The organism is Klebsiella sp. GB_Kp047 (genome assembly GCF_040065235.1).
Lineage (GTDB): Bacteria > Pseudomonadota > Gammaproteobacteria > Enterobacterales > Enterobacteriaceae > Klebsiella > Klebsiella quasipneumoniae.
Genome location: NZ_JBEAJG010000032.1, coordinates 22,973 through 48,240 on the forward strand (window position 1 = coordinate 22,973; position 25,268 = coordinate 48,240).

Here is a 25,268-nt window from a genome sequence, read left to right on the forward strand (position 1 = left end):
GGAAAATGCGCGGTAGAACCGTAATGCTCCTGGCCGGGTTAGCGACTCTCGCGCAGGCGAAAGAGATTAACCTCTATTCGATGAATACCGGTTCCTATGTTTACCATTTGACCAATAACCATGGGCAATATACTGAGAATTTCGAAAACCACTTTTTCTCAGTGGAACGTAAATTCTCAGAAGACTCGAAATACAGTCTGCTGATTGGCACTATGAATAATAGCTTCGACGATCGCTGCCTGGCGCTGGGCGTGAGAAGAGACTGGTACCACAACGGCAGCGGATGGACCTTCAAAGGCATTTACGGCTATACCGGCGAATTCTTCTTCGACGCCTTCGAGCATTGCGGCGATCATGGCTCCTATAAAGATTTTAAGGATGCCACCGGGATCGGCTTTTCACCTTATATTTACCATGCCATCCAGTACAACTTTACCGACTATTTCGCTCTTGAGAGTGGCATCATTATTCCCAGCGTGTTTGTGATCAGCATTCAGTGGAGCTTCCGCTAAATCGCCGCGTTGTCGGTTACAGGGTTATCACCTTCTTGAGCAGCGTACTGGAGAGCGCCGCAAGGGAAATGAGCACCGACAGGACAAACGTTAGCGCAATCACTCCCAGCTTGGTGGCTAACGAGTGTATAGGGATCAGCATCACCAGCAGGTGAAAAACGGAGTAGTGCAGAATATAGACCCCGGTCATCGCTTTGCTAACCGTCGCCAGCACCGCCTCCTTCAGTTCGCGGTTCTTTTTAAACTGCACGGCGTTAGCGGCGATCACCAGCAGGACGATCAGAATATAAATCTGCGACCCCGTGAGAATGAACGCATTGCGATCGGCTTTAAACAGCGCGAAGAAAAAGTGGCGCTCATAAAACCAGGTAAATAAATAGACAAAGGGCAGGGCGATAATCGAACCTTTAATGACCCGCGGGTCGCGTATCCACTCCGTGACTCGCGGATCGTTAAACAACTGCCCGGTTAAATAAAAAAGTAGCCATGTCCACAGACGATACTGCGGCGCCAGGCTGAAAAGATGTCTTTCCGGATAGAGCACTGAGAGCAGGTCGTAACCATAAGAGCAGCACAGCAGCGTCAGGACCACGGTGAAAAACAGGCCGCGCCGCTGACTGAGCCAGGCAATCAGGGGATGGAAGGTATAGATGACGATCAGGGCGAAAATAAACCAGGGCTGGATCAGGTAGCCGCGCTGATAAGGCTCCCAGACATAATAGACCGTCATCCAAAACAGAAAGACGATCACCACGCTTTTAATTTTGCCAATTTGCCAGTTGGCGTCGTGACGCGTCTGCGCATCAAGATAGCCGGCCACCACAAAAAACAGCGGCGTGGCGATGGTCGAGACGAAGGTCAGCAGCCCGAGGATCCAGTGATAGTCATAATCAAAGCGATCCCAGGTGTTATAGATGGTGAAAAAAGTCACCGCTGTCATACAGCCGAGTGTCTTAATAATGCTCAGACCGGTACTGTTCATCGTTGAGGCGTCATATCCTTATGGTGAAAGCAGGCGTAAATCACCGGCAGAACCAGCAGCGTCAGCACGGTGGCGAAGGCCAGACCGAACATAATCACCACCGCCATACTCTGGAAAAAAACATCGCGCAGCAGCGGGGCAAGGCCAAGCACGGTGGTGAAGGCGGTCAGCAGGATTGGCCGCAGACGGGATGTTGCCGCATCAATGATCGCTTGTCGTTGATCTTTCTCTTGTTTTTGTTGCTCTATCTCTTCCACCAGCACAATGCCGTTGCGGATCAGCATGCCGCTGAGGCTGAGAAGGCCGATTAAAGCCATAAAGCCGAAGGGGATGCCAGTCAGCAAAAAGCCGGGCGTGACGCCGATCAGCGCCAGCGGGACGGTCAGCCAGATGGCGACGGCGTTTTTTAGCGAACTGAACATCAGCACCGTAATGATAAACATCACCAGATAGCCAAGCGGTAGGGTCGTGAACAGCCCTTGCTGCGCCTCACTGGAATTCTCCGCATCGCCGCCCCATTCGATACGGTAGCCATGCGGCAGCGTCAATGCGTCAATGCGTGGTTTCACCCGGGCGAGAATATCACCCGAGGTTTGGCCGCTTTGCGGACTGGGGTCGGTCTGGACCGTCAGCACCCGGGTACGATCCCGGCGGAGAATCAATGGATCTTCCCACTCCAGTGAGAAGCCATGGATGACGTTACTCAACGGGATATACTGCTGGCGGCTCTGGCTCCAGACCAGCACGTTATTCAGGTGGTTGGCATCCTGTCGCTCCGTTGCCGGCGGCCGGACGATCACCGGCAGCAGATCGGCGCCCTCGCGATATAACCCGGCGCGACTGCCGGAGAAATTCATCTCCAGCGCATGATCAATGTCCTGTTTATCCACCCCCAGCTCGCGCCCCAGCGCCGGGGAGTACTGTGGGCGGATCACCTTGCTGCGGTTCTGCCAGTCGTTACGCACGCTGTCGGTGGCCGGATCTTCGGCGAGAATATCGCTCACCTGACTGGCCAGCGCGCGCAGCGTATCCGGGTCAGGGCCCTTAATGCGCACTTCAATTGCGCTATCCCCGGAGGGGCCGAACATAATGCGTTTAGTGCTGGCGTTCACCTGCGGGTAGTTTCTGGCGATCCAGGCTTCCACGTGGCGGGTGACGGGGGCGATGCCGCGCTGGTCGTCCATCCGCACCATAATTTGCGCGTAGTTGCTGTACTGCCGCTGGCCGCTGTAGGTAAGAATAAAACGCATACTGCCCTGGCCAATGGTGGCGACGGTGGTGACTACCCCCGGCTGGCCGGCGATCGACCGCTCAATATCGCGGGTCATCTGCTCGGTGGCGTTAATATCGGTACCGTAGGGGAGCCACAGGTCGACAAAGAAAATGGGCGTATTCGATGACGGAAAGAAATTCTGCCGAACGAAGGTGAAGCCCCAGATAGCCGCGGCCAGCAGGGCGCCCATCAGCACCAGGGTCACGGTCTTTTGCTGCAGCAGTATTCGCAGCGTCTGCTGATAGCCGCGATAAAAGCGGCCGCGGTATGGATCGGCTTTTTCCGCCGACGCGGCGGCCGACGGGGCGTGTTTAAACAACCACCACTTAATGAGTACCGGCGTGATGGTCAGGGCGGAGAACCAGCTTAGCATCAGCGAGATCAGCAGCACCTGGAACAGGGATTTGCAATACTCCCCGGTGGAGTCCTGCGAGAGGCCAATCGGCGCGAAGGCGAGGATGGCGATGATCGTGGCGCCGAGCAGCGGCAGGGCGGAGCGGCGGATCACATAGTTAATGGCGCCCAGCAGCGGCGAACCTTGCTGGCGGGCGATCAGCACCCCTTCGACAATGACGATGGCATTGTCCACCAGCATACTCAGGGCGATGATCAGCGCCCCGAGGGAGATCCGCTGTAACTCTATCCCCCAGATATACATGATAAGCAGGGTGCCGAGAACGTTGAGCGCCAGCGACAGAGCGATAATGATCCCGCTGCGTACCCCCATGAACACCAGCAGCACGCCGACCACGATCGCCAGGGCCATCAGGAAGTTGGTAATAAAGCCATTGACCGAGTGGGCGACCTCTGCCGCTTGATCGTAAAAAATGGCGATGTCGATCCCCGCCGGTTTGTCGGCGGCCATCTGCTGGAGGCGGGCTTCAAGGGCGTGCCCGACGTCAATGACGTTGACGCCAGGAATAAAAGAGACCCCCATGGTCACCGCCTGGCGGCCGTTGGCATGATAGGTACTGGACGGCGAGTCGGTCAGCCCGCGCGACAGTGTGGCAATATCCCGCAGTCGGGTGGTGGCGCTGGCGCCGTGAGGGCTGACCAGCAGATCCCCCAGCTCATCGATGCTCTGAAACTCCCCGGTGGGGTGAAGGCGGATCGATTCGCTGCCAACGCGGATCTCTCCGGCGCTGGACACCACGTTGAGCCGGGTCAGGATAGCGGCGAGCTGGTTGAGCGTGATCCCGCGCGCCGCCATCTTCGCCAGCGAGATATCAACATTGATCTGTTGCGGAATGACGCCGCCGATAGCGACTTTACCGACCCCAGGAACCAGCACCAGCTCCCGACGCAGCTGTTCGGCATAGCGCACCAGTTCGGGGTTGGTAAAACTGTCGCCCGAGATGGCGAAGAAAAAGCCAAACACATCGCCAAAGTCGTCATTGACGAAGGGGGTCACGACGCCAGGCGGGAAAAGTCGGCTGGCGTCACCGACGCGGCGACGTAGCTCATCCCAGATTTGCGGCAGCTCGCTGGAATGGTACTGCGAAGCGATATTCACCGTAATTTGCGATAAGCCATTTGAGGAGATGGAGCTGACGTTATCCAGTGAGGGAAGCTGCTGAATCGCATTTTCCAGCGGCAGGGTCACCTCCTCCTCCACCTGCTGAGCGGACGCGCCAGGGTAGTGGGTGACGATCACCGCCGTTTTAATGGTGAAGGCCGGATCTTCCAGACGGCCGATATTGAGCAGGGCGAACAGACCCCCCACCCCCAACAGCAGAATGGCTAACCAGACGCGGGTCGGGTTATTAATAAACTGACGGGAAATGTCCATTTATAATCCTCGTTCACGCGTCCAGATCCGCACCGGCTGCCCGGCATGCAGCTCGCTCACGCCCGCCGCGACCACCTGCTCACCCGCGTGGAGACCGTCGGTGATGGTCACTCCCTGCGCGGTCACCTCGCCGACGGTGACTTTGCGCTCTTCAAGAAACCGATGCGCATTGTCGCCTTTCACCACCCAGACGATGGGTTCATTCTTCGGCCGGTTATCCGGGTTAAACACCGCCTCCACTGGCACCACGAGGGTTTCCTTTCCGGCGCTGGCCGGTAAATTGCCGAGGTTGACCGTCACGGTGCCGCTAACCCCGCCGACGGTGGGAAAATCATCCGGCCGCGGCATGGTTAAAATGATCTGCCAGGTGAGGGTGCTGTTATCGCTGCTGCCGGTATGCTCTTTGTATTCCGCCGTAAATTCGCGGCCCGGCAGGGTATTGATCCTGACGACGGGACGGTAGGCGGTATTACGGATATCCAGGGAGGTGAACAGATTTTCGGGAATGCTGAAGACTACATCCAGCAGGTCGGTCCGCGTCAGGGTGATCACCGGCTGGCCGGCGGCGACCACCTGATGGTTGCGGATATGCACGCCGGCGGCAATCCCGCCGAAGGGCGCGGTGAGGCTCATTTGCGCCAGCTCTTCACGGGCGATTTTTAAGGCCGCGTTGGCGGCATCGCGATTGGCGCGCTGCACGTCCATTTCCGCCTGGGAGATGGCCTGACGTCCCGCCAGGGTCTGGAAGCGGTCGAACTGACGCTGGGCGAGGGTGGCCGCCGTTTGTCGCTCATTGACCCGCTGTTGGGCCTCGCGGGCATTCAGGCGCGCCAGCGTTTGTCCCTGGGCGATGGTCGCCCCCTGGCGAATATCCAGCGATTCCACCTGGCCCCCCCGCTTAAACGACAGCTCGGTGGAGTCGCCAGACTCGATACGTGCCGGAAACGTTCGCTGCTGGGTATTGCCCACGGCGGTCACCTGCGCCACCTTGACCATGCGCGGGGCGGACTCGACGGACGGCGATTTCTGATCGCAAGCGGTTGCCAATAAAATAACAACCGGGATGAGAGAAAAATAACGGTTCACAGTATTCCCCTCAGATTCAGGATTTATTTTACATTTTTATTACGCGGCGCACGCTTATTCGGCGAGGGCGGCGACAACCAGATAGGTGAATAGTCCCACCAGCGTGCAGGCGACAATGGCCAACGCGACAAAGAATCCCAGACGTAACAGGCTATAACCAAACATGATTTTCTCCCTTAACACCCACCCGAACCGCAAATGTCATTTAATTCGGCCCTCGCTGTGACCACTGGACATTCGGAGCGGCACTCCTGCTTGTAATCAGCATAGTCGGAGAAAAGGTGAAGTGTTAAAAAAGTGAATACCCCGAGCGTTGGCGACATCGTTGGGGAAAGGGCAGGAGATTCGCAGGTGATAAGAGCTTTTTATAATATTTTTCAGTCTATTAATCCGTCATTTTCTAATGTTAATTTTCCTGTGCTACGTTTAATAACATCTATTCCGCTCGCCGCTTCTGTTGTTGAGATTTCGTTCCTCCCCAAGTATAGGGTTATTCATCACTACGCATTGTATTGGTAATAAAAGGATTATCTCATGTATAAAAATATCGTTGTTCCCGTTGACGTTTTTGATGCAGGCCTGGCCGACAAAGCGCTCTCTCATGCAAAATTCCTTGCCCAACATTCTGCCGGGCAAATTCATCTTGTCCATGTCATTCCGGCATTCTCTCCGGTGTTAACGCGTGGATTTATCTCTGATGCCCGAAAGATGGAAGACCATTTGATTACTACCGCTAAGGAAAAACTGACCGAGCTGGTTAAAAAAAATGGCCTGGCGGAAGACGCCAGCCATCTTTATGTGCGCAGTGGCAATGTTCGCGATCAAGTGATCGCCCTGGCCGATGAGCTAAAAGCGGACGTAGTGATTGTCGGTTCACGCAATCCGGGGATCCAGACTCACCTGCTGGGCTCGGAAGCGGCCAATATCGTGCGCTATGCCCATGTACCGGTTTTCGTTGTGCGCTGATGACGGCGGGATGTCGTCCTGACTTCCGCTTCATAAATCGAGGGAGAGAGTATGAATACAGATAAACCGGGGGCGCCCTACTATCAGCGCTCCGTCGAGGAGACGCTCGCCAGCGTGCAGAGTTCGCCGGACGGGATTAGCGGAACAGAGGCGGCCACGCGCCTGCAGCAGTATGGCGAAAACGCCCTGCCGCAGAAGCCGGGTAAACCCGCCTGGCTGCGTTTTATTGTGCATTTTAACGATGTGCTGATCTACGTCCTGCTGGCGGCGGCGCTGCTCAAGGCGGTAATGGGCCACTGGATCGACATGTCAGTGATCCTCGCGGTGGCGGTGGTCAATGCGCTGATCGGCTTCATTCAGGAGAGTAATGCGGAAAAATCGCTGCAGAGTATCCGTAATATGCTCTCCAGCGAGGCGGTGGTGATCCGCCAGGGCAACCATGAAACCATCCCCACCACCTCGCTGGTACCCGGCGATATCGTGGTGATCCGCGCCGGCGACCGAATCCCCGCCGATTTACGGGTGATTGAGGCGCACAACCTGCGGGTGGAAGAGGCAATCCTCACCGGCGAGTCGACGGTGGTGGAAAAAACCACCGAGCCGCTAAGCGGTGATTTGCCGCTCGGCGATCGCAGCAACCTGGTGTTTTCCGGGACCACCGTCAGCTCAGGGGCGGGGAAAGGGATCGTGGTGGCCACCGGCGGCGATACCGAGCTGGGCCACATCAACCAGATGATGGCGGGCATTGAGAAACATCGCACGCCGCTGCTGGTGCAGATGGATAAGCTGGGCAAAGCCATTTTTATCCTCATTCTGGTGATGATGGCGGCGCTGTTCGTCTTTAGCCTGCTGTTCCGCGATATGCCGGTCTCCGAACTGATGCTGTCGTTAATTAGCCTCGCGGTGGCGTCGGTCCCGGAAGGGTTGCCGGCGATTATCTCCATTATTCTGTCGCTTGGCGTGCAGGCGATGGCCCGTCAGAAAGCGATTATCCGCAAGCTGCCGACGGTGGAAACCCTCGGTGCGATGACCGTTATCTGCTCGGATAAAACCGGGACCCTGACCATGAACGAAATGACGGTGAAGGCGGTGATCACCGCGGACAGCGTCTATCGGGTGGAAGGGGACAGCTATGAGCCGGTCGGTAAAATCCATGCCATCGACGACCCGACGCCGATCGCCGTGGCGCCAGGATCGCTTCTTGAGCGCTATCTGCGCACCATCGATCTGTGTAACGACAGCCAGCTTATCAAAGAGGAAGGCGGGCTGTGGAAAATTACCGGCGGCCCCACCGAGGGGGCATTGAAGGTGCTGGCGGCGAAGATAACCCTGCCGCCGCAGCCCAGCGAGCTGCGTAGTAAAATTCCTTTTGATTCGCAATATAAATACATGTCGACGCTTTACCGGCTGGGCGAAGAGGAGGTGGTGCTGGTCACCGGCGCGCCTGACGTTCTGTTCCGCCTGTGCCAGTATCAGCAGAGCGACAACGGACTGCAGCCGCTGGATCTCCCGTACTGGGAAAGCAAAATTGAAGAGTACGCCCGGGAGGGGCTGCGCATGGTGGCCGCGGCCTGGAAGCCGGCTGCCGCAGGCCAGACCGAGCTGACCCATCAGGATCTGCAGCAGGGGGTCATTTTATTAGGGGTTGCCGGGATGATGGATCCGCCACGTCCGGAAGCGATCACGGCGATTGCCGACTGCCTGCAGGCCGGGATCCGCGTGAAGATGATCACCGGCGACCATCCGCAAACGGCGATGAGCATCGGCAAAATGTTGGGGATTGGCAATGCGGGTAACGCCATCACCGGGCGCGAGCTGGAGGTGATGGACGACGCGCAGCTGAGCGTCGCCGCGCAGCAGTTCGATATCTTCGCCCGCGCCAGCCCGGAAGATAAGTTCCGTCTGGTGCAGGCTCTGCAGAGCAAGAAAGAGATTGTCGGCATGACCGGAGACGGGGTGAACGATGCCCCGGCGCTGAAGCAGGCTGACGTCGGCGTGGCGATGGGGATCAAGGGAACCGAAGTCACCAAGGAAGCCGCCGATATGGTGTTGACCGACGACAACTTCGCCACCATCGCCAGCGCGGTCCGCGAGGGGCGCCGGGTGTATGACAACCTGAAGAAAACCATTCTTTTTGTCATGCCGACCAACCTTGCGCAGGGTTTACTGATCGTGATCGCGCTGCTGGCAGGCAACGTGCTGCCGCTGACGCCGGTGCTGATCCTGTGGATGAACATGGCCACCTCCGCCACGCTGTCGTTTGGTCTGGCGTTTGAAGCCGGTGAGAAAAATATTATGCGGCGGCCGCCGCGCGACCCGAAAATTCACGTCATGGACGGGTTTGCCATCTGGCGCGTGGCGTTTGTGGGGTCGATGATTGCGGTCAGCGCCTTTATTCTCGAAGCCTGGCTGCAGCCGCGCGGCTATTCGCCGGAGTTTATCCGTACCGTGCTGTTGCAGACCCTGGTCACCGCCCAGTGGTTCTATATGCTGAACTGCCGCGTGTCGGATGGTTTCTCGTTAACCAAAGGTTTGCTGGCTAACAAGGGGATCTGGATCGTCAGCGGCGTGCTGCTGGTGCTGCAGCTTCTGATTATCTATGCGCCGTTTATGCAGATGCTGTTTGGCACCACCGGGCTGCCGTTCCGCTACTGGGTGATCACCTTTATCATCGGCTTCGCCATGTTCCTGATCGTGGAACTGGAAAAACCGCTGACCCGCAAATGGCGAACCGCCTGACGGCGTGAAGCGCTGAACGAAAAAGGAAAGAGGGGGCATCGCCCCCTCTTTTATTATGCTTCACGCTTGTTGCGCTTTACTGTTTCGGCTCGGCGACCACGCTGCTTCCCACGCCGCGGTTGTTATATTCCCACATGCGGTTGAAGCTGTTGTCGTTGAGGTTGCGCTGCAGATTGCCTTTGTCATCCGCGCTGCCGGTGTTGCCGCTGAACGGACGGCCGGAGCCTACCGCTGCCGCCCACGGCTGGGCGATGTTAAAGCCTTCATTGATGGCGCTGTCGCGGATCACGACCTGACCGTTGCTGTTGCCGTCAACATCCAGCGCGCGGCCGAGCTGCGCGACGTTATCCCCGGAGGCGGTGAAGCGGCTGTTAGTCGCCAGGAAGCCGTAGGTCACGCTCTTCAGGGTGGCCGGCGCGAAGACATAGGCTTCTTTCTGCGTACGGGAGTTCACCACGCGGAAGTCGGTGTTATCAAACACCACGGCGCCACGGCCAGAAACGATATCCACGTCGCCTTCAATATAGCTGTTGGTCACCAGGGTGCGAGTCTGACGGTTGTCCTGCAGACGGTTCTGCACGCCGCTGTTGGTCACGAAGAAGGTGTTCTGGCGGCCAAGAATGTTCACCTTATCGATCTGCACCTGGTCGCCATCGCTGCGCAGGGCAACGGCCTGGTGGGTACCGGCATCGACGCTGTCGCCAAGGTTGTTGGCGATGGTCAGGTTCTGCAGCTGCAGGCCGTTATTCTGCGACCAGAAGACCGCGGAGCACATCACGCCGACGGTGGCGGTGGATTTGCTCTGGCAGCTGTCGAACATATACCACGCCGGTTTGCCCGGCATGTATTTACCACCCGGATTGACCAGACGACGCCAGGTGTTGCGATCCATTTCAGAATCAATGGCTTCGCTGATTTTTACGTCAATCGGTTTATCGCCGGTACCATACAGAGTCAGGGCGCCCGGCGCCGCCGGAACGTAGACGGTGCCCGGGTATTCGCCCGGCATGATGGCGATAAACAGGCGACGGTTAGAGTGGCGGGCAATTGCCGCATCCACCGCTGCCTGGACGGTGGTATGGGTCACGCCCTGGGTTCCCGCCGGGCCGACGATAAAGTCAGGCTGCGCCGGCAGGCTGATGGCGGACGGCGTCCAGGCCGCGGCATTGGGGTTCAGCGACTGGAAATAGGCCGCCGGGATAAAGTTTTTCGCTTCATCGGCGTTCAGAATGGGACGCGCGGTGGTGCCCGGTGCAGTCTGCGTTGAGGGCTGTTGATCGGCAGGCGTCGAGCTACAGGCGGACAGCGTCACGCCGAAGGCCAGCGCCAGCGCCAGACGGGAAACGGAATATGTGTTCATGTTGCTCCGGGCAAAATTAAGCGTAGTGAAATACCCCGGCTGAGACGCCAGGGTATAAGTCCTTTAAAACCTGCTGTTTTATACTAACTTGAACGAAACGGGAAGATGCGGGCTGAAAAACTTACCTTCTTTACGCAATGAACGCTTTCCCGGGACGGTCCCTAGTCACAAATAAATAACATTTAGTCGCGCTTTTGTTGACATTCCCGACGTTATGAAAATAAATGTCTATACAACCCATGACAAGTTAAGCGCTATGACTGAAGCCACTTCCGAACTCGTTATCTGGCGAAACGCCCGTCTCGCCACCTTGAACCCCGATCACGCTCAACCGTACGGTCTGCTGGAGCGCCACGCGCTGCTGGTCCACGACGGTCGCATTGCGGCGATCGTCGCCGAAGATGACCTTCCCAGCGGGCGCAGGATCGATCTCGAAGGCCGGCTGGTCACGCCGGGATTAATCGACTGCCACACCCATCTCGTCTTCGGCGGCAGCCGGGCCCAGGAGTGGGAGCAGCGTCTGAACGGCGTCTCCTATCAGACCATCAGCGCCAGCGGCGGGGGGATTAATGCCACCGTGCGCGCCACCCGCGACAGCAGCGAAGCCGAGCTGCTGGCGCTGGCCCAGCCGCGGCTGGCCCGCCTGCTGCGTGAAGGGGTGACCACTCTGGAGATCAAATCCGGCTACGGTCTCGATCTGCAAAACGAGCGCAAAATGCTGCGGGTCGCCCGCCAGCTGGCCGACGACAATGGCGTCGAGCTTTCGGCGACGCTGCTCTCTGCCCACGCCACGCCGCCGGAATATCAAGGCGACGCCGACGGCTATATTACGCTGGTCTGCGAGACGATCCTGCCGACGCTGTGGCGGGAGGGACTGTTTGAAAGCGTCGACGTCTTCTGCGAAAACGTCGGTTTCAGCCCGCAGCAAACCGAGCGGGTGTTTCAGGCGGCGCAGGCGCTAGGCATCCCGGTTAAAGGTCACGTTGAGCAGCTCTCTTCGCTGGGCGGCGCGCAGCTGGTGAGCCGTTATCACGGACTGTCCGCCGACCATATCGAATATCTGACGGAAGAGGGGGTGGCGGCGATGCGCGAGAGCGGCACCGTGGCGGCCCTGCTGCCCGGCGCGTTCTACTTCCTCAATGAAACCCGCAAACCGCCGGTGGAACTGTTGCGCAAGTACCAGGTGCCGATGGCGGTGGCGACGGATTTCAACCCCGGCACCAGCCCCTTCGCCAGCCTGCATCTGGCGATGAACATGGCCTGCGTCAAATTTGGCCTGACGCCGGAAGAGGCGTGGGCCGGCGTGACGCGCCATGCCGCGCGGGCGCTGGGGCGGCAGAACAGCCACGGCCAGCTGGCGGCGGGCTTTGTGGCGAACTTTGCCATCTGGGATGCTGAGCATCCGGTCGAGATGGTGTATGAGCCGGGGCGCAGTCCGCTCTGGCAGCGTGTGGTACGAGGAGAACTACAATGATGCTGTGGCAAGCTACCCCCGCTAACCTTTGGCAAGGTCGCGACGACAGCGCGGAAGCGCCGAATGCGCTGCGTCTGTTCCAGACCATTCCCCGCGCCGAACGCTTCGCGCCGCAGGAGATGCCCGGCGATATCGCGCTGCTCGGCTTCGCCTGTGACGAAGGCGTCCGGCGCAACAAAGGGCGTACCGGAGCGGCTGACGGCCCGGCGACCCTACGCCGGGCGCTGGCCAATATGGCCAGCCATCAGGGCCACGACCGCTGCGTGGATATGGGCACGATTAGCGTCGAAGGCGACCAGCTGGAAGCCGCGCATCAGGCGCTGCGCGAGGCGGTGACCGCCTGCCAGCGCGCCGGCAAACGCACGCTGGTACTGGGCGGCGGCCACGAGACCGCCTTCGGTCACGGCGCCGGGATACTGGATGCCTTCCCCGGCGAAAAAGTGGGCATTATTAACCTCGATGCGCATCTGGATCTGCGCTTTGCCGAGTGCGCCAGCTCCGGGACGCCGTTCCGCCAGCTGGCGCTGGAGTGTGACGCGCAGCAGCGCGGTTTTCACTATACCTGCATTGGGGTCAGTCGGGCGGCCAACACCCAGGCGCTCTGGGAAGAAGCGGCGCGGCGCGAGGTGGCTATTGTGGAGGATCTACAGGTATTAGAGGCCTTCGAAACCCGGGTGCTGGCGGAGCTTGAGCGCAATATCGCGCAATTCGACCGTCTGTATCTGACTATCGATCTTGACGTGCTGCCGGCGCGCGAAATACCGGCGGTGTCCGCGCCGGCGGCGCTGGGCGTGCCGCTGGCGACCCTGCTGCGCATCGTAGAGCCGTTGTGCCGCAGCGGTAAGCTGCAGGCGGTGGATCTGGTGGAGTTCAACCCGCAGTTTGACATTGACGGTCAGGGCGCCCGCGCGGCGGCCCGTCTGGCATGGCAAATCGCCCATTGGTGGCAGTAGCCATTCCGGTATATTCTGGGTGTTTCGCCGCCCATTTTGCAAAAGGAAAGCCAGGCTATGTTTTCACAGCAACCCCGTTCCGCGCCCGCGCCTTTTTATGAGAAGGTGAAGCAGGCTATCGGTGAAAAAATTCACAGCGGCGTCTGGCGACCGCATGACCGTATCCCTTCGGAAGCGGAGCTGGTGGCCCAGTTCGGCTTCAGCCGGATGACCATCAACCGCGCGCTGCGCGAGCTAACGGATGAAGGCCTGCTGGTCAGGTTGCAAGGGGTGGGGACCTTTGTCGCCGAGCCGAAAGGGCAGTCGGCGCTGTTTGAGGTGCGCAGCATTGCCGAAGAAATTCTTGCCCGTCACCATCAGCACCGCTGCGAGGTGCTGCTGCTGGAGGAGACCCGGGCGGATCATATTCAGGCGACGGCGCTCAGCGTAGCGGAAGGCACCCGCATCTTTCACTCGCTGATGGTGCATTACGAAAACGAGGTGCCGGTACAAATCGAAGATCGCTGCGTCAATGCCGCGGTGGTGCCGAACTATCTCCAGCAGGATTATACCGCCACCACGCCCCATGATTATCTGTCGCTGATCGCCCCGTTAACCGAAGGTGAACATATTGTTGAAGCGGTGCAGGCCACAGCGGAAGAGTGCGCGCTGCTGCATATTCACGCCCACGATCCCTGCCTGCTGATCCGTCGCCGCACCTGGTCGACAACCCATATCGTTTCCCACGCGCGCCTGCTGTTCCCCGGCAGCCGTTATCGTCTGCAGGGCCGCTTTGGCTCCTGATCCACACTGGCGTCAGCAAAACGTGATTGCTGACGCAATATAACAAAATTGTATCATTTCTGTTAAATCCTGGCTTGCGCATGCTTGTATAGACAAGTATATGTATCTACGTAAACAACGTTCATTGTCAGGAGAAACCCCGATGTCGCAAAGCAAATATCGCCAGCTGGACGTCCGTGCGCCAAGAGGCACGACGCTGACCGCGAAGAGCTGGTTGACCGAAGCCCCGCTGCGTATGTTAATGAATAACCTCGATCCCGATGTCGCCGAAAACCCGCACGAGCTGGTGGTCTATGGCGGTATTGGTCGCGCAGCGCGCAACTGGGAATGCTATGACGCTATCGTGAAGGCGCTGAAGAACCTGGAAAGCGACGAAACCCTGCTGGTCCAGTCCGGCAAGCCGGTGGGCGTTTTCAAAACCCATGAAAACTCGCCGCGCGTGCTGATCGCTAACTCCAACCTGGTCCCGCACTGGGCGACCTGGGAACACTTCAACGAGCTGGATGCCAAAGGGCTGGCGATGTACGGCCAGATGACCGCTGGCAGCTGGATCTACATTGGCAGCCAGGGCATCGTGCAGGGCACCTACGAAACCTTCGTCGAAGCCGGTCGTCAGCACTATCAGGGCAGCCTGAAAGGCCGCTGGGTGCTAACCGCCGGGCTGGGCGGCATGGGCGGCGCGCAGCCGCTGGCCGCGACGCTGGCCGGGGCCTGCTCGCTGAACATTGAATGCCAGCAGAGCCGCATCGATTTCCGTCTGCGCACCCGCTATGTGGACGAACAAGCTACTTCTCTGGATGACGCCCTGGCGCGCATCAAGAAATACACTGCCGAAGGTCGCGCTATCTCCATCGCCCTGTGCGGCAACGCCGCGGAGATCGTGCCGGAGCTGGTGAAACGCGGCGTGCGCCCGGATATGGTCACCGACCAGACCAGCGCCCACGACCCGCTGCACGGCTATCTGCCGAAAGGCTGGAGCTGGGAAGAGTATCAGCAGAAAGCCGAATCCGATCCGCAGGGCACCATTCTGGCGGCGAAACGCTCGATGGCCGACCATGTGCAGGCGATGCTGGCCTTCCATGAGATGGGGGTCCCGACCTTTGACTACGGTAACAACATTCGCCAGATGGCTCAGGAAGTGGGCGTCAGCAACGCCTTTGATTTCCCGGGCTTCGTGCCGGCCTATATCCGCCCGCTGTTCTGTCGGGGTATCGGACCGTTCCGCTGGGTAGCGCTCTCCGGCGATCCGCAGGATATCTACAAAACCGACGCCAAAGTGAAAGAGATCATTAAGGATGATAAGCATCTGCACCACTGGCTGGATATGGCGCGCGAGCGCATCAGCTTCCAGGGGCTGCCGGCGCGTATCTGCTGGGTCGGTCTGGAATGGCGGCAGAAGCTGGGCCTGGCGTTTAACGAAATGGTGCGCAGCGGCGAAGTCTCCGCGCCGATCGTCATTGGCCGCGATCACCTTGACTCCGGCTCCGTCGCCAGCCCAAACCGCGAAACCGAAGCGATGCGCGACGGCTCTGACGCGGTCTCCGACTGGCCGCTGCTCAACGCCCTGCTCAACACCGCCAGCGGCGCGACCTGGGTGTCGCTGCACCACGGCGGCGGGGTAGGCATGGGCTTCTCGCAACACTCCGGGATGGTTATCGTCTGCGATGGCACCGATGAAGCGGCGGCGCGTATCGCCCGCGTCCTGCACAACGACCCGGCCACCGGTGTGATGCGTCATGCCGACGCGGGGTACGAGATTGCCATTGAATGCGCAGCAGAACAGGGTCTCAATCTTCCGATGGTCGCGGCAACGCAGGGGAACGCGAAATGAAATCTTTAACTCTGATCCCGGGGCAACTCAGCCTGTCGCAGCTCCGCGACATCTACAGCCACCCGGTGAATATTACCCTCGACAGCGGCGCGTTTGCCGCCATTGACGAGAGCGTGGCCTGCGTCAACGCCATCCTTGCCGAAGGGCGGACTGCCTACGGCATTAACACTGGTTTTGGCCTGCTGGCGCAGACCCGGATCTCGACGGAAGATCTGGAGAACCTGCAGCGTTCGCTGGTGCTGTCCCATGCGGCGGGCGTTGGCGAGCCGCTGGACGATGACCTGGCGCGCCTGATTATGGTGCTGAAGATTAATAGCCTGTCCCGCGGTTTCTCCGGGATCCGCCTGAGCGTGATCCAGGCGCTGATTGGCCTGGTGAATGCCGGCGTGACGCCGTGGATCCCGGCGAAAGGTTCCGTCGGCGCCTCCGGCGACCTCGCGCCGCTGGCGCATATGTCGCTGACCCTGCTTGGCGAAGGCAAAGCGCGGGTACGCGGCGGCGAATGGCTACCGGCCACCGAAGCGCTGCGTCAGGTTGGGCTGGAGCCGATTACCCTGGCGGCGAAAGAGGGGCTGGCGCTACTCAACGGCACCCAGGCCTCGACCGCTTTTGCCCTGCGCGGTTTGTTCGAAGCCGAAGATCTGTTCGCCTCCGCGGTCGTTTGCGGGGCGTTAACCACCGAAGCGGCGCTGGGTTCGCGTCGTCCGTTCGATGCGCGTATTCATGAGGTACGCGGCCAGCGCGGGCAGATTGATGCGGCGGCGCTGTATCGCCATCTGCTGACCGACGATAGCGCGATCTCGCAGTCGCACCATAACTGCAGCAAGGTGCAGGACCCGTACTCCCTGCGCTGTCAGCCGCAGGTGATGGGCGCCTGCCTGACCCAGATCCGCCAGGCGGCGGAAGTGCTGCTGGCCGAAGCCAACGCGGTCTCTGATAACCCGCTGGTCTTCGCCGCCGAAAATGACGTCATCTCCGGCGGCAACTTCCACGCCGAACCGGTGGCGATGGCCGCGGATAATATCGCGCTGGCGATCGCCGAAATCGGCTCGCTCTCCGAGCGCCGCATCGCGCTGATGATGGACAGCCATATGTCGCAGCTGCCGCCGTTCCTCGTGAAAAATGGCGGGGTGAACTCCGGGTTTATGATTGCCCAGGTCACGGCGGCAGCGCTGGCCAGTGAAAACAAAGCGCTGTCGCACCCGCACAGCGTCGACAGCCTGCCGACCTCCGCCAACCAGGAAGACCACGTCTCGATGGCGCCGGCGGCCGGTCGCCGCCTGTGGGCGATGGCCGAGAACACCCGCGGCGTATTGGCCGTTGAGTGGCTGGCGGCGGTGCAGGGGCTGGATATGCGCGAAGGGCTGACCACCAGCCCACTGCTGGAAGAAGCGCGTCATCTGCTGCGCGAACGTGTCCCTCATTATACGCAGGATCGCTACTTCGCCCCGGATATCGATAATGCCATTGCGCTTCTGGCGGCCCGTCACCTGACGCGTCTGCTGCCTGCCGTACTGCCAGGCCTGCACTAATCACCGTTGTTCTCTGTACCCGCGTCGGGGGAAGTCATTCCCCCGACCGCCCTACATCGCATATTTGTCGTCATATAAAAAAACCAGGACACCTGTATATGCAACAACAACACAAGCCACATCTGCTGCGCGGGCTCAATGCCCGACACATTCGATTTATTGCGCTCGGCTCCGCTATCGGCACCGGGCTGTTCTACGGCTCGGCCTCCGCCATCAAGGCGGCGGGCCCGGCGGTGCTGCTGGCCTATCTGATTGGCGGCGCGGCGGTGTTTATCGTCATGCGCGCGCTGGGCGAGATGGCGGTGCGCAACCCGGTTTCCGGCTCCTTCGGCAGCTACGCCCGCCAGTATCTCGGGCCGCTGGCCGGGTTTATTACCGGCTGGACCTATACTTTTGAAATGGTGATCGTCGCCCTGGCCGACGTCACCGCCTTCGGCATCTATATGGGATTGTGGTATCCCGATGTCCCGCGCTGGATCTGGATCCTCAGCATCATCTTCTTTATCGGCGCCATGAACCTGTGCAACGTGCGGGTGTTCGGCGAGATGGAGTTCTGGCTGTCGCTGGTGAAGGTGGTGGCGATTATCGCCATGATGCTGGCGGGCGCCGGGATCATCTTCTTTGGCTTCGGCCATAGCTTCCCGGCTACCGGGCTGGAAAATCTCTGGAGCCACGGCGGCTTTGATCCTAACGGCTGGCAGGGCGTTATCGCTTCGCTTGGCATCGTGATGTTCGCTTTCGGCGGGGTGGAGATTATCGGCGTCACCGCCGCGGAAGCGAAAGATCCGAAAAAGGTCATCCCGCAGGCCATCAATACCATTCCGCTGCGTATTATCCTGTTCTACGTCTGCACCCTGGCGGTGCTGATGGCGATTTTCCCGTGGAACAGCTTTGGCGAGCAGGGGAGTCCGTTTGTGCTGATTTTCGACGGTCTGGGGATCCCGGCGGCGGCGACAATCCTTAACATCATCGTGATCAGCGCCAGCATTTCGGCAATTAACAGCGATATCTTCGGCGCCGGGCGCATGATGTACGGCATGTCGAAAGAGGGGCTGGCGCCGAAAAGCTTCCAGCGCATCGCCAGCAACGGCGTACCCTGGATGACGGTGGTGGTCATGGGCGGCGCGCTGCTGGCGGCGGTGGTGCTGAACTATCTGATCCCGGAGCAGGTCTTTGTGCTGATTGCTTCGCTGGCGGCATTCGCCACGGTGTGGGTGTGGCTGATGATCCTGCTGTCCCATTTCGCCATGCGCCGTAGTTTGTCTGCCGAAGAGCGCAGCCAGATTGCCTTCCCCGTCCCGTTCTGGCCGGTTGCGCCGCTGTTGACGCTGCTGTTTATGGGGCTGGTTATCGCGGTGCTGGGGATGTTTGCTGAGACGCGGATGGCGCTGATTGCCGGCCTGGTCTGGCTCGGGCTGCTGACGGTGGTGTGGTACGCGCGGGTGCGTAAAACGGCGCTGCAGGTAGCCACTGAACAGTAAGGCCAATTTCCCCGGTGGCGCTGCGCTTACCGGGGCTACAAATGGCACGGACCGTAGGCCGGGCAAGGCGTCAGCCGCCGCCCGGCATAAAAGCGGCTCCGTGCCCGCGGCAATCGCCCGGCGGCGCTGCGCTTGCGTGGGACTGGGGGTATTGTAGGTCGGGTAAGCGCAGCGCCACCCGAAAAACAAATGGCGCCGCAAGTAGCCCGGATAAGGCGACAGCCGCTATCCGGGGGGGAGATTAACTGAACAGGGCGGTGATGGAGGCGCTGGCGAGGGAATGGAAATGGACGTTAAAGCCGACCATTGCGCCGCTGGCCTCGGCATCCACTTCAATTTTCTCGACGTCCAGGGCGTGGACGGTAAAGATATAGCGGTGGGTTTCGCCCTTCGGCGGCGCTGCGCCGCCGTATCCCGCCTTGCCAAAATCGGTGCGAGTCTGAACGGCCTCTTCCGGCAGCTCCGCCTGACCGGAACCGGCCCCTTGCGGCAGGACGCGGGTATCGGCCGGCAGGTTAGCCACCACCCAGTGCCACCAGCCGGAGCCGGTCGGCGCATCCGGATCGTAGCAGGTCACCACAAAGCTTTTGGTTCCCGCGGGCACATCATCCCACATCAGATGCGGCGAAATATTGTCGCCATCGTAGCCCATGCCGTTGAAGACGTGACGATTAGGCAGCTTACCGCCGTCCTGGAGATCGTGACTGATCAGTTTCATGCTTCATCCTCATTGATAATGCGCTGATTAACCTGGAAGTGTAGCCTGCACCACGACGCAATTCCGCTATTTATTCGCTAAAAAATGTTTCGTCCTGCACCGCCAGGTTAACGGCGCGGGTCAGGCGGGACAGCTGGTCAGGCGCGATGATGTACGGCGGCATCAAATAGATCAGGCGGCCAAACGGGCGGATCCACACCCCCTGCTCGACGAAAAAGCGCTGCAGGGCAGCCATATTGACCGGGCGACGGCTTTCAACCACGCCAATAGCGCCCAGCACGCGGACATCGGCTACCAGGGCGGATCCCCGCGCCGGCGCCAGCTCGGCCAGCAGCTGGGCTTCAATCGCCGCCACTTGCCGCTGCCATTCGCCGCTCTCCAGCAGGCGCAGGCTTTCGCTGGCCACCGCGCAGGCCAGCGGGTTGCCCATAAAGGTCGGGCCGTGCATAAAGCAGCCGGCTTCACCGTTGCCGATGGTTTCCGCCACCTCGCGGGTGGTCAGCGCGGCGGAGAGGGTCATGGTGCCGCCGGTCAGCGCCTTGCCCAGACACAGAATATCGGCGGCGATACCGGCGTGCTCGCAGGCGAACAGCTTGCCGGTGCGGCCAAAGCCGGTGGCAATCTCATCGGCGATCAGCAGTATCCCTTCCCGGTCGCACATTTTACGCACCCGCTTCAGCCACTCCGGATGGTACATCCGCATCCCGCCCGCGCCCTGTACGATCGGTTCGAGGATCACCGCGGCGATGTCGTGACGGTGCGCGGCCATCAGGCGGGCAAAGGGCACTATATCCATTTCATCCCACTCGCCGTCAAAGCGGCTCTGCGGCGCGGGGGCGAACAGGTTATCCGGCAGATAGCCCTGCCACAGGCTGTGCATCGAGTTCTGCGGATCGCAGACCGACATCGCGCCGAAGGTATCGCCGTGATAGCCATTGCGGAAGGTCAGGAAACGTCGACGCGGTTGGCCTTTCGCCTGCCAGTACTGCAGGGCCATTTTCATCGCCACCTCAACCGCCACCGAACCGGAATCAGCGAGGAAAACGCACTCCAGCGATTCCGGAGTCATTGCCACCAGCTGGCGGCACAGGGCCACCGCCGAGGGGTGAGTGATCCCGCCGAACATGACGTGCGACATCTGGTCGATTTGCGCTTTCATCGCCGCATTAAGACGCGGGTGATTGTAGCCGTGGATTGCCGCCCACCAGGAGGACATACCGTCAACCAACTGTTCGCCGCCGGCGAGGGACAGCTCGCAACCGTGGGCGGAAACCACCGGGTAGACCGGCAGGGGGGAAGTCATAGAGGTGTAGGGGTGCCAGATGTGGCGCCGATCGAAGGCGAGATCGTCCAGGGTCATAAGTGACTTGTAAACCATTTTGAAAACATTTAGGTTTACGAGTATAAACCGAACCGTAAATTAACAAAACCCTTTGGAGAAGCCAATGGCTCACCACGTACGTTGGACAATGTCGCAAGTAACTGAATTATTTAATAAACCACTCATCGATCTGTTATTCGAAGCGCAGCAAATCCACCGGCAACACTTTGATCCGCGCCAGGTGCAGGTCAGCACCCTGCTGTCGATCAAAACCGGCGCCTGCCCGGAAGATTGTAAATATTGTCCGCAGAGCGCGCGCTATAAAACCGGGCTCGAAACCGAGCGCCTGATGGAAGTCGAGCAGGTGCTGGAATCAGCGCGTCAGGCGAAAAACGCCGGCTCGACCCGCTTCTGCATGGGCGCGGCGTGGAAAAACCCCAATGACCGCGATATGCCGTATCTGGAGCAGATGGTGAAAGGGGTGAAGGCCCTGGGGCTGGAGTCGTGCATGACGCTTGGCACTCTGACAGACAGCCAGGCGCAGCGCCTGGCCGAGGCGGGCCTCGATTACTACAACCACAACCTCGATACCTCGCCGGAATTTTACGGCAACATCATCACCACCCGCACCTACCAGGAGCGCCTGGATACCCTGGACAAAGTGCGTGACGCCGGGATCAAAGTCTGCTCCGGCGGTATCGTCGGGCTGGGGGAGACCGTGAAAGACCGCGCCGGCCTGCTGCTGCAGTTGGCTAACCTGCCCACGCCGCCGGAAAGCGTACCGATCAACATGTTGGTGAAGGTCAAAGGTACGCCGCTGGCGGATAACGACGATGTCGACGCTTTCGATTTTATTCGCACTATCGCCATCGCGCGCATCATGATGCCCACCTCTTACGTGCGTCTCTCCGCCGGCCGCGAGCAGATGAACGAGCAGACCCAGGCGATGTGCTTTATGGCCGGGGCGAACTCGATTTTCTATGGCTGCAAACTGCTGACGACGCCTAATCCGGAAGAAGATAAAGACCTGCAACTGTTCCGCAAGCTGGGGATCAACCCGCAGCAGACGGCGGTGCTGGAAGGTGATAATGAGCAGCAGCAGCGCCTGGAGCAGGCCTTACTCACCCCGGACACTGAGGAATATTACAACGCGGCGGTGCTATGAGCTGGCAGCAGCGAATCGATCGGGCGCTGGACGAGCGACGAGCGGCGGATGCTCTTCGCCGCCGCCTGCCGGTGACGCACGGCGCCGGGCGCTGGCTGGCGCGGGAAGGGGAGCGCTGGCTTAACTTCTCCAGCAATGACTATCTTGGCCTGAGCCAGCATCCGGCGATTATCGCCGCCTGGCAGCAGGGGGCGGAACGTTATGGCGTCGGTTCCGGCGGTTCGGGACACGTAAGCGGCTATAACGAGGCCCACCGCGCGCTGGAAGAGGAACTTGCCGACTGGCTGGGCTATCCGCGCGCGTTGCTGTTTATCTCCGGCTTTGCCGCCAATCAGGCGCTGATCGCCGCCCTGGCGGATAAAGAGGATCGGATCGTGGCCGACCGCCTGAGCCACGCCTCCCTGCTGGAGGCGGCAAGCCTCAGCCCGGCGCAGCTACGCCGTTTCGCCCACAACGATCCGCAGCAGCTCGCGCAACTGCTGGCTAAGCCGCTGGCGGGCGAACAATTGGCGGTCACTGAAGGCATTTTCAGCATGGATGGCGACAGCGCGCCGCTGGCGGCCATTCACGCCGCGGCGCAGGCAGCAGGGGCATTGTTGCTGGTGGATGACGCCCACGGCGTCGGCGTGGTCGGCGACGAAGGACGCGGGAGCTGCGCCGCGCAGGCGGTGCGCCCTGAGCTGCTGGTGGTTACCTTCGGCAAGGCCTTCGGCGTCAGCGGCGCGGCGGTGCTGTGCGACGAAGCAATGGCCGATTATCTGCTGCAGTTTGCCCGTCATTTGATCTATAGCACCGCGATGCCGCCCGCCCAGGCGGTGGCGCTGAGCGCCGCGCTACGGGTGATTCGCAGCAATGAAGGACAGCAGCGTCGCGACATCCTGGCCGCCCGCATCCGGCAGTTCCGCAAGGGGATGGGCGAGACGTCGCTGGGTTTGACCGACTCCGTCAGCGCGATCCAGCCGCTGATCGTCGGCGATAACGGCCGGGCGCTGAGCCTGGCCGCACGTCTGCGCGACGCGGGCTGCTGGACGACGGCGATCCGTCCACCGACGGTGCCGGTCGGCAGCGCTCGTCTGCGCCTGACCCTGACCGCCGTCCATCAGGCTGAGGACATTAACCGTTTACTGGAGGTGCTGCATGGCCACGGTGAATAAGCAGGCGGTGGCCGCGGCGTTTGGCCGGGCGGCCGGCGGCTATTCGCAACATGATGAACTGCAGCGGCGCAGCGCGGAATTGCTGCTGCGCCAGCTGGCGCGTCGCGATTTTCCCCGGGTGCTGGATGCTGGCTGCGGCCCCGGCGGCATGAGCCGCCGCTGGCGTGAGGCGGGCAGCGTGGTGACCGCGCTGGATCTCTCCCCCGGGATGCTGGCCCAGGCGCAGCGTAACGACGCCGCTCAGTATTACCTGCTGGGCGACATTGAGGCGCTGCCGCTGCCGGACGCCTGCGTCGATCTGGCGTGGAGCAATCTGGCGGTGCAGTGGTGCGACGATCTGCGCGCCGCCCTTGGCGAGCTGTACCGGGTGGTGCGCCCCGGCGGCAGGGTGGCGTTTAGCACGCTGCTGGCCGACTCGCTGCCGGAGCTCAATCAGGCGTGGCAGGCCATCGACGACCGGCCGCATGCCAACCGTTTTCTCAGCGAAGCGGCGGTGCGCGCGGCGCTGAGCGGCCTGCGGGCGTCCGGCGAGGTGCATCAGATTAGCCTGCCGTTCGCCGACGCGCTGAGCGCCATGCGATCGCTGAAGGGCATCGGCGCCACCCATTTGCACCAGGGGCGGGCATCAGCCCCGCTTGGCCGCGGCAAACTGCGCGAGCTACAGCTGGCCTGGCCGCAGCGGCAGGGCGTCTGCCCGCTGACGTATTCTCTTTTTACAGGAGTCATTGAGCGTGACTAAACGTTTTTTTGTCACCGGGACCGATACTGAAGTCGGGAAAACCATCGCCAGCAGCGCCCTGCTGCAGGCAGCGAATCAGCTGGGTTTTCATACCGCTGGCTACAAGCCGGTGGCTTCCGGCAGCGAGCTTACCGCCGCAGGGCTGCGTAATGAAGACGCCCTGGCGCTGCAGCGTCATAGCCGGGTCGCGCTGCGCTATGAACAGGTTAACCCGTATACCTTCGCCGAGCCGACCTCACCGCACATCATCAGCGCCGACGAAGGGCGGCCGATCGCCGCGGCGAGGCTCTCCAGCGGGCTGCGCGAGTTAGAACGCCTCGCCGACTGGGTGCTGGTGGAAGGGGCCGGCGGCTGGTTTACGCCGCTGTCGGAAACCCTGACCTTTGCCGACTGGGCGCAGGCGGAGCAGCTGCCGGTGATTCTGGTGGTGGGCGTCAAGCTCGGCTGCATCAACCACGCGATGCTTACCGCCCAGGCGGTACGCCAGGCAGGGCTGCCGCTCGCGGGGTGGATCGCCAATGACGTGCAGCCGCCAGGCAAGCGCCACGCCGAGTATCTGGCGACGCTGAAAAACCGGCTGGCCGCGCCGTTCCTCGGCGAAATACCGTGGCTTGCCGATATCGCGCAGCGCGACGATCTCGGCCAGTATCTGGATCTCAGGGCGCTGGATCCGGCGTCATCCACTGCGCCAGCAGCGGTTCATCCAGCGCCATAATATCGCCTTCGGCGACGTTACGGCCCCGGTGCAAAACACAGAAACGATCCGCCACCCGGCGGATAAAGGGCAGGTGCTGCTCGGCGAGCAGCACCGTCAGGCCGATATCGCGATTCAACCGCAGCAGCAGATCCGCCAGCTTTTGCAGACAGCGCGGCCCTCTGCCGCGCGAGGGTTCATCAAGGATCAGCAGCCGTGGCTGGACAATCAGCGCCCTGGCCAACGCCAGCTGGTACTGATCGTCGTCGCTCAGCGAGGCGCCTTTGCGCTGCCGTAGGGCATAGAGTTCGGGAAAATGCTCATAGATTTCGCCGCCGCTGGCGTTAGCCCCGGGTTTCCCGGCCGCGAGGGCAATATGCAGATTCTCTTCCACGCTGAGCTGCGAAAAGATGCGTTTATCCTGCGGCACATAGCCGATACCGATGGCGCTGCGCGACTGGGCCGACAGGGGCGTGAGATCCTGCGGCGGGGCGCCAATGTCATGCCAGGTCATCCGGCCGCTGGCCACCGGCAGGTGCCCGGCAATGCAGTTAACCAGGGTGGTTTTTCCCATGCCCTCGCGTCCCAGTACGCCAATGCACTCCCCCGGGCGTAGTTCAAGATCGACATTCCACAGTGAATGCTGGTTGCCGTAAAAGTGATTTACTGCCTGTAAATTCAACATGGACGTTTTCTCCTTATCCTGGCGTCAGGGC

At 60.6% G+C, this 25,268-nt stretch carries 20 protein-coding genes; 13 read left to right on the plus strand and 7 right to left on the minus strand.

Features of this window, described 5'->3' with window-relative positions; genetic code table 11:
- Positions 1–5 precede the first annotated feature (5 nt).
- Positions 6–512, plus strand: a complete 507-nt coding sequence (locus ABLV76_RS13700) for a hypothetical protein (protein ID WP_017899621.1) — start codon at positions 6–8, stop codon at positions 510–512.
- A gap of 16 nt (positions 513–528) precedes the next feature.
- On the opposite strand, the gene ABLV76_RS13705 is transcribed toward ABLV76_RS13700, so the two are convergent.
- Genes ABLV76_RS13705 through ABLV76_RS13715 form a run of 3 tightly spaced genes read right to left on the minus strand, consistent with a single transcriptional unit; the run spans position 529 to position 5,642 of the window.
- On the minus strand, positions 529–1,452 hold the full coding sequence (locus ABLV76_RS13705) for an acyltransferase family protein (RefSeq protein ID WP_074186554.1): 924 nt from the start codon (positions 1,450–1,452) through the stop codon (positions 529–531).
- A gap of 38 nt (positions 1,453–1,490) precedes the next feature.
- Complete coding sequence (locus ABLV76_RS13710; RefSeq protein ID WP_109882743.1) at positions 1,491–4,556, minus strand: efflux RND transporter permease subunit; 3,066 nt, start codon at positions 4,554–4,556, stop codon at positions 1,491–1,493.
- Positions 4,557–5,642, minus strand: a complete 1,086-nt coding sequence (locus ABLV76_RS13715) for an efflux RND transporter periplasmic adaptor subunit (protein WP_017899624.1) — start codon at positions 5,640–5,642, stop codon at positions 4,557–4,559. It abuts the gene before it with no gap.
- A 534-nt stretch (positions 5,643–6,176) separates the two neighbouring features.
- On the opposite strand from ABLV76_RS13715, the gene ABLV76_RS13720 reads away from it, so the two are divergent.
- The gene (locus tag ABLV76_RS13720) at positions 6,177–6,608 is read left to right on the plus strand and encodes a universal stress protein (protein ID WP_004886076.1); all 432 of its coding nucleotides are present in this window, start codon (positions 6,177–6,179) and stop codon (positions 6,606–6,608) included.
- A 51-nt stretch (positions 6,609–6,659) separates the two neighbouring features.
- Positions 6,660–9,347 carry a cation-transporting P-type ATPase gene (locus ABLV76_RS13725; protein ID WP_348878354.1) on the plus strand — a complete coding sequence of 896 codons (2,688 nt, stop codon included), beginning with the start codon at positions 6,660–6,662 and terminating at the stop codon, positions 9,345–9,347.
- Between the two features lie 76 nt (positions 9,348–9,423).
- Here ABLV76_RS13725 and ABLV76_RS13730 read toward each other — a convergent pair whose 3' ends face one another.
- Complete coding sequence (locus ABLV76_RS13730) at positions 9,424–10,707, minus strand: putative acyl-CoA thioester hydrolase (protein ID WP_135682987.1); 1,284 nt, start codon at positions 10,705–10,707, stop codon at positions 9,424–9,426.
- 214 nt (positions 10,708–10,921) lie between these two features.
- On the opposite strand from ABLV76_RS13730, the gene hutI reads away from it, so the two are divergent.
- The 6 genes from hutI (at position 10,922) to ABLV76_RS13760 (ending at position 18,761) form a co-directional block, all read left to right on the plus strand.
- On the plus strand, positions 10,922–12,181 hold the full coding sequence (hutI, locus tag ABLV76_RS13735; RefSeq protein WP_074422220.1) for an imidazolonepropionase: 1,260 nt from the start codon (positions 10,922–10,924) through the stop codon (positions 12,179–12,181).
- The gene (gene hutG, locus ABLV76_RS13740; RefSeq protein WP_348878355.1) at positions 12,178–13,134 is read left to right on the plus strand and encodes a formimidoylglutamase; all 957 of its coding nucleotides are present in this window, start codon (positions 12,178–12,180) and stop codon (positions 13,132–13,134) included. Before hutI ends, hutG begins: the two co-directional genes overlap by 4 nt.
- A gap of 57 nt (positions 13,135–13,191) precedes the next feature.
- Complete coding sequence (locus ABLV76_RS13745) at positions 13,192–13,917, plus strand: histidine utilization repressor (protein ID WP_017899626.1); 726 nt, start codon at positions 13,192–13,194, stop codon at positions 13,915–13,917.
- A gap of 142 nt (positions 13,918–14,059) precedes the next feature.
- The gene (gene hutU / locus ABLV76_RS13750) at positions 14,060–15,748 is read left to right on the plus strand and encodes a urocanate hydratase (protein WP_004886099.1); all 1,689 of its coding nucleotides are present in this window, start codon (positions 14,060–14,062) and stop codon (positions 15,746–15,748) included.
- The gene (hutH, locus tag ABLV76_RS13755) at positions 15,745–17,280 is read left to right on the plus strand and encodes a histidine ammonia-lyase (RefSeq protein ID WP_032455741.1); all 1,536 of its coding nucleotides are present in this window, start codon (positions 15,745–15,747) and stop codon (positions 17,278–17,280) included. Before hutU ends, hutH begins: the two co-directional genes overlap by 4 nt.
- 98 nt (positions 17,281–17,378) lie before the next feature.
- Positions 17,379–18,761 carry an amino acid permease gene (locus ABLV76_RS13760; RefSeq protein ID WP_348878356.1) on the plus strand — a complete coding sequence of 461 codons (1,383 nt, stop codon included), beginning with the start codon at positions 17,379–17,381 and terminating at the stop codon, positions 18,759–18,761.
- Positions 18,762–19,002: 241 nt separating this feature from the next.
- On the opposite strand, the gene ABLV76_RS13765 is transcribed toward ABLV76_RS13760, so the two are convergent.
- Positions 19,003–19,479 carry a kinase inhibitor gene (locus tag ABLV76_RS13765; protein WP_002895575.1) on the minus strand — a complete coding sequence of 159 codons (477 nt, stop codon included), beginning with the start codon at positions 19,477–19,479 and terminating at the stop codon, positions 19,003–19,005.
- Between the two features lie 70 nt (positions 19,480–19,549).
- The gene (bioA, locus tag ABLV76_RS13770; RefSeq protein ID WP_348878366.1) at positions 19,550–20,839 is read right to left on the minus strand and encodes an adenosylmethionine--8-amino-7-oxononanoate transaminase; all 1,290 of its coding nucleotides are present in this window, start codon (positions 20,837–20,839) and stop codon (positions 19,550–19,552) included.
- 85 nt (positions 20,840–20,924) lie between these two features.
- Here bioA and bioB point away from each other — a divergent pair, with 85 nt between their 5' ends.
- From bioB to bioD, 4 genes are read left to right on the plus strand one after another with little or no spacing between them, the layout of a single operon-like run.
- Positions 20,925–21,965: a biotin synthase BioB gene (bioB, locus tag ABLV76_RS13775; protein WP_004886109.1), complete on the plus strand. Its 1,041-nt coding sequence runs from the start codon at positions 20,925–20,927 to the stop codon at positions 21,963–21,965.
- Entirely contained in the window at positions 21,962–23,119 is a 1,158-nt protein-coding gene (gene bioF, locus ABLV76_RS13780; RefSeq protein WP_049092841.1) for an 8-amino-7-oxononanoate synthase, read from the plus strand. The genes bioB and bioF overlap by 4 nt, the downstream gene beginning before the upstream one ends.
- Positions 23,103–23,858, plus strand: coding sequence for a malonyl-ACP O-methyltransferase BioC (gene bioC, locus ABLV76_RS13785; RefSeq protein WP_023320009.1), 756 nt, complete (start codon positions 23,103–23,105; stop codon positions 23,856–23,858). The genes bioF and bioC overlap by 17 nt, the downstream gene beginning before the upstream one ends.
- Positions 23,851–24,573 (plus strand): dethiobiotin synthase, encoded by a 723-nt coding sequence (bioD, locus tag ABLV76_RS13790; protein WP_023320010.1) that lies wholly within the window; start codon positions 23,851–23,853, stop codon positions 24,571–24,573. The genes bioC and bioD overlap by 8 nt, the downstream gene beginning before the upstream one ends.
- Here bioD and ABLV76_RS13795 read toward each other — a convergent pair.
- On the minus strand, positions 24,515–25,237 hold the full coding sequence (locus ABLV76_RS13795; RefSeq protein ID WP_017900923.1) for an ATP-binding cassette domain-containing protein: 723 nt from the start codon (positions 25,235–25,237) through the stop codon (positions 24,515–24,517). The two genes, bioD and ABLV76_RS13795, sit on opposite strands and share 59 nt — an antisense overlap.
- Positions 25,238–25,268 lie beyond the last annotated feature (31 nt).